This is a genomic window from Glaciimonas sp. GG7, from assembly GCF_052976905.1.
On the sequence record NZ_JBRIIQ010000178.1, the window covers coordinates 1 to 4,014 of the forward strand.

The 4,014-nt window shown below is 55.5% G+C and carries 4 protein-coding genes; all 4 read left to right on the plus strand.

Annotation, left to right across the window (positions count from 1 at the left end):
* On the plus strand, positions 1-415 hold a 415-nt coding region (locus tag ACVBEF_RS20730), incomplete at its 5' end, for a TolC family protein (RefSeq protein WP_447125798.1).
* 226 nt (positions 416-641) lie between these two features.
* Positions 642-2,741 (plus strand): FUSC family protein, encoded by a 2,100-nt coding sequence (locus ACVBEF_RS20735; protein ID WP_447125799.1) that lies wholly within the window; start codon positions 642-644, stop codon positions 2,739-2,741.
* Positions 2,731-2,934: a DUF1656 domain-containing protein gene (locus ACVBEF_RS20740; RefSeq protein ID WP_447125800.1), complete on the plus strand. Its 204-nt coding sequence runs from the start codon at positions 2,731-2,733 to the stop codon at positions 2,932-2,934. Before ACVBEF_RS20735 ends, ACVBEF_RS20740 begins: the two co-directional genes overlap by 11 nt.
* A 7-nt stretch (positions 2,935-2,941) precedes the next feature.
* A complete protein-coding gene (locus tag ACVBEF_RS20745) occupies positions 2,942-3,832 on the plus strand; it encodes an HlyD family efflux transporter periplasmic adaptor subunit (RefSeq protein ID WP_447125801.1) in 891 nt (296 codons plus the stop codon).
* Positions 3,833-4,014: the final 182 nt, after the last annotated feature.

Here is a 4,014-nt window from a genome sequence, read left to right on the forward strand (position 1 = left end):
TCTCCGACTCAGTAGTTCTATGCCGAGTACCACGGACAAGCACGAATCGATAACGGCAACGCTGGACGCCGCCATTGAAACCTATAACAACACGCTGCTGCAATCACTGCAAAGCGTCGCCGACCAAATCGTCAAGCTCAAATCGATCAGCTTGCAACGCGAACAGGCGATACGCGCCATGACCTTAGCCCAGCAATCGGCCACGCTTGTACAGCGCAGCTTTAAAGCCGGTCTGACGTCCTATCTCAACGTCATTCAAAGCCAGACAGCAACGCTGCAAGAGCAACAACGCGTGGCACAAACACGGGCGGCTTATCTCGATGCGTGGGCGCAATTGATGCAAGCGCTGGGGGGCGGACTGGGGGATGATTTGCCGCGTCCGGCGACTGGGGAAGTGGCATCATCAACAAAATAATTAGGGCATGTTGACATTCAAATTTAAAAACTCCGTTCGTACTGAGTAGCCCTTCAGGGCGTATCGAAGTATATGCATATGTGTGCGATTCTTCGATACGGCACTTCGTGCCTACTCAGTCCGAACGGACTTAGTAGAGCTCACCCCTTATATCTCAACACGCACTAAGCATCACTCACTTCATGCCAGACTACATGACCCGACTCGCCAAAAAAACCAACAGCCATTGGCTACTCACCCAAGCCCCAACCTGCTATACATGCTCAAGATGTTGCTAGCGATTTTTCTGGCGATGGGCTTGTCGATGCTGTTTGATTTACCCAAGCCCGGCACCGCCATGATCACGGTCACCATCGTCATGCAGCCCGGCAGCGGACTCGTGATGGCAAAGGGGTTTTATCGTTTCGTCGGCACCTTGGTCGGCGTCATTGTCTCGGTCGTTCTGGCGGCCAGCTTTACGCAACAGCCGCTTTTCTTTTTAATCGCCGGTGCACTCTGGATGGCGCTGTGCACCGCTGGCTCGATCACTTTTCGCAATTTTCAATCGTACGCATTTGTACTGGCTGGCTACACGCTGGTCATCGTCGGTTTACCTGCTGCACTGGCACCGGATCAGGCTTTCGATATTGCCACCACGCGCCTGAGCGAAGTCATGCTAGGCCTGCTCTGCGCAGGCGTGGTCAGCGACGTCATCTTTCCCAAGCGCCTGTCGGACGCCGTACTGGAAATCATCGGCAAACGCTTCGCGCATTTCTCCCAAGTTGTGCAGCCCGCATCCGGCAATACAAAAACGCAACCCGACCGCGACAGCATGATGCTGCGCCTGATCGGTGAAATCATCGCGCTGGAAAACCTGCGTACTTCATCGACCTTCGAGGGTGCCACCGGCCAGTTGCAAAGCGATCACGTGCGCCAGCTCAATACCGCCTTCATGACGGTATCGACTACGTTTCATTCGCTCGATCAATTATTTCTGCGCCTGCACCGTAGCGAAAAATTCAATACCTTCAATGCCGTCATGATGGAATACAAGGCCATCGTCAGTATTCTTAACCATGACAAGGACGCTATTGCCCGGCGCTTGCTGCAATGCCGCCAACACCTGCCGGAACGCTTAGCCGCATTGCGCCGCGCACTCGCACTGAGCATCGCCGAGATGCGCAATCTGGGTCCGCAACACAATGGTGACGCCCTGTCAGACTTCGATTCCGCCGCCGCCTTGTTGCTACGTTTTACCGATGAGTTACGCCACTACATCCGGATTCACAATGCCGTACTCAATCGCGACCATGCATTACCGGACGATCTTTTTATCGCCGCGCATTACGTCAATCGCACCGACCCGGTGTTGGTGGCGATGTCGGCTTTGCGCGCCGCGGTGGGCTTCTCTATCTCGATGCTGTTCTGGCAGCAAAGCGGCTGGCCTTCGGGCATCGACGCCGTGATCTTTGCCACCGTTGCCAGCGCCTTGTTTGCCGCCGCGCCTGCACCGACCAAAACGATTATCGGTTTTATGCAGGGCGCAGCGCTGGGGGGATTACTAGGCTTTATCTGTGCTTACTATGTCCAGCCGGGTGCGCAAACTTTCTTGATGCTGTGTCTGTCGCTGGCCCCCTTTATCCTGCTCTGTACGTGGCTGACAACACAACCGAAACATGCCGGTCTCGGCGCTGGTGCGCTGATATTTTTTCTCTCTTACGCAGCCGTCGGCAATGTCTATACGTTCGACTATCTGGCATTTCTCAACGGCATGACGGGCGGTCTGATCGGCTGCGCGATTGCAGCTATCACCTTTATGATCATCGACCCGGCCGATAGCCGCTGGGCCAAAATACGGTTGGTGCGGACACTGCGCCGTCAGGTGGTCGATGGCTGCAACCAGGCGACGACCGGCTTATTAGCCCGTTTTGAAAGCGGCACCCGCGATCTGGTGGGCCGCTTCGCGATGTCGCATTCGATCGCCAACGCAGAAGATCGCGAAGTCATGGCATGGCTGCTCTCGGTGTTTGAAATCGGACGCGCCGTCATTCATCTGCGCGAAGACAGCGCTCCGGCCATCGCAACCACGGCGGCGCACACCGCGATTAACCATAGCGTGGAAGCTATCGCCTGGTTGTTCTCGCACGCCCATGCAAAAGCGCGCAATCTCGAACGCGCGCTTGATGCCGTTGTCAGCGCCATCGCCGCTTGTCGGGCCGAACCGGCGATGCCACATTACGCCGCAGTGCTGGCTAATCTGCATTTGATACGCACCTCCCTGCTCGAACATACGTTGCCCATCGCCCTCTCCAGCACTTCTTCTTCAGGAATTTACAATGCCGCGTGAAATCGCTTTTTTCGATGCGCTCGTCCCCACCTTGTTATTGATCTTTGTCGCTTGCGTGATCCTGCAATTCGTCCTGGACTGGCTGCTCACGCGTTTGCGCCTGTATCGCTACGTCTGGCATCCCAGCCTGTTTCGCATCGCCCTGTTTTTTTGTATTTTTAGCGGTGCAGGATTATTCCTGCGCGCTGCCTGAGACCTCTATGAACTTATCGACTGTTATCAAAACCCTGCTCAAGATAGCGATCACCGTGATCGTCGTCGCCCTTGCGCTCTGGCTCACCCGCATCTTGTGGGACCGCTACATGAACTCACCCTGGACCCGTGATGGCCGCGTGCGCGCCGACGTCATCAGCGTCGCCGCCGATGTGTCCGGTCGCGTCATCGCCGTCCCGGTGGGCGACAACGCTTATGTCCACAAAGGTGACGTCCTGATGAAAATCGATCCCGCCCACTACACGTTAGCACTAGCCGAAGCCAACGCCATGGTCGCCCAACGGCGCGTAGCCCTGAGCATGAAACAGCGCGACGCCGCCCGCCGCGCCATGCTCGACGGCGACGTCATCTCCAACGAAAACCGCGAAAATTCCAGCGCCGACGCCTCCGCAGCGCAAGCCATGTATCAAGCCGCCTTAGCCACCCGCGACATGGCCAAACTCAATCTGGAACGCACAACCGTACTCGCCCCGGTCGATGGCTGGATCGCCAATCTGAACGTCCACGCTGGCGACTTTGCGCAGATTGGCGTGCCTAAGCTAGCGGTGATCGATGCCAAGTCGTTCTGGGTGTACGGCTATTTTGAAGAGAACAAATTACCGTTTATGCAGGTCGGCGACAAAGCCGAAATGCGCCTCCTGGGCAGCGAAAAACTACTCACCGGCCACATCGACAGCATCGCCCGCGGCATCACCGACCGCGACAACGGCCCCGGCACAAATGGTCTGGCGAATGTGAATCCAAGTTTTAATTGGGTGCGCTTAGCGCAACGGGTGCCGGTGCGGATTCATATTGATACGGTGCCCACAGGGGTCACGCTGGCGGCGGGAATGACTTGTAGCGTGATTGTTAAACCGGCTGAAAAAGGTACGCAATAAATGGCGCAATTCAGTGGCTCGGTTAATAAACCCGACCGCCCTGAGTAGCCCAGCGTATCGAAGGGTACGGCACTTTGTGACTGCTCAGTCCGAACGGCTAAGTGATACATCACCAATTTTGAATATGAAAAAGAAAAAAAAAAAAAAAAAAAAAAAAAAAAAAAAAAAAAAAAAAAAAAAAA

Excerpts from the sequence above, each read along its gene's own strand:
- ACVBEF_RS20740 (WP_447125800.1), top strand. The coding sequence starts at position 2,731 with ATGCCGCGTGAAATCGCTTTTTTCGATGCGCTCGTCCCCACCTTGTTA.
- ACVBEF_RS20745 (WP_447125801.1), top strand. The coding sequence starts at position 2,942 with ATGAACTTATCGACTGTTATCAAAACCCTGCTCAAGATAGCGATCACC.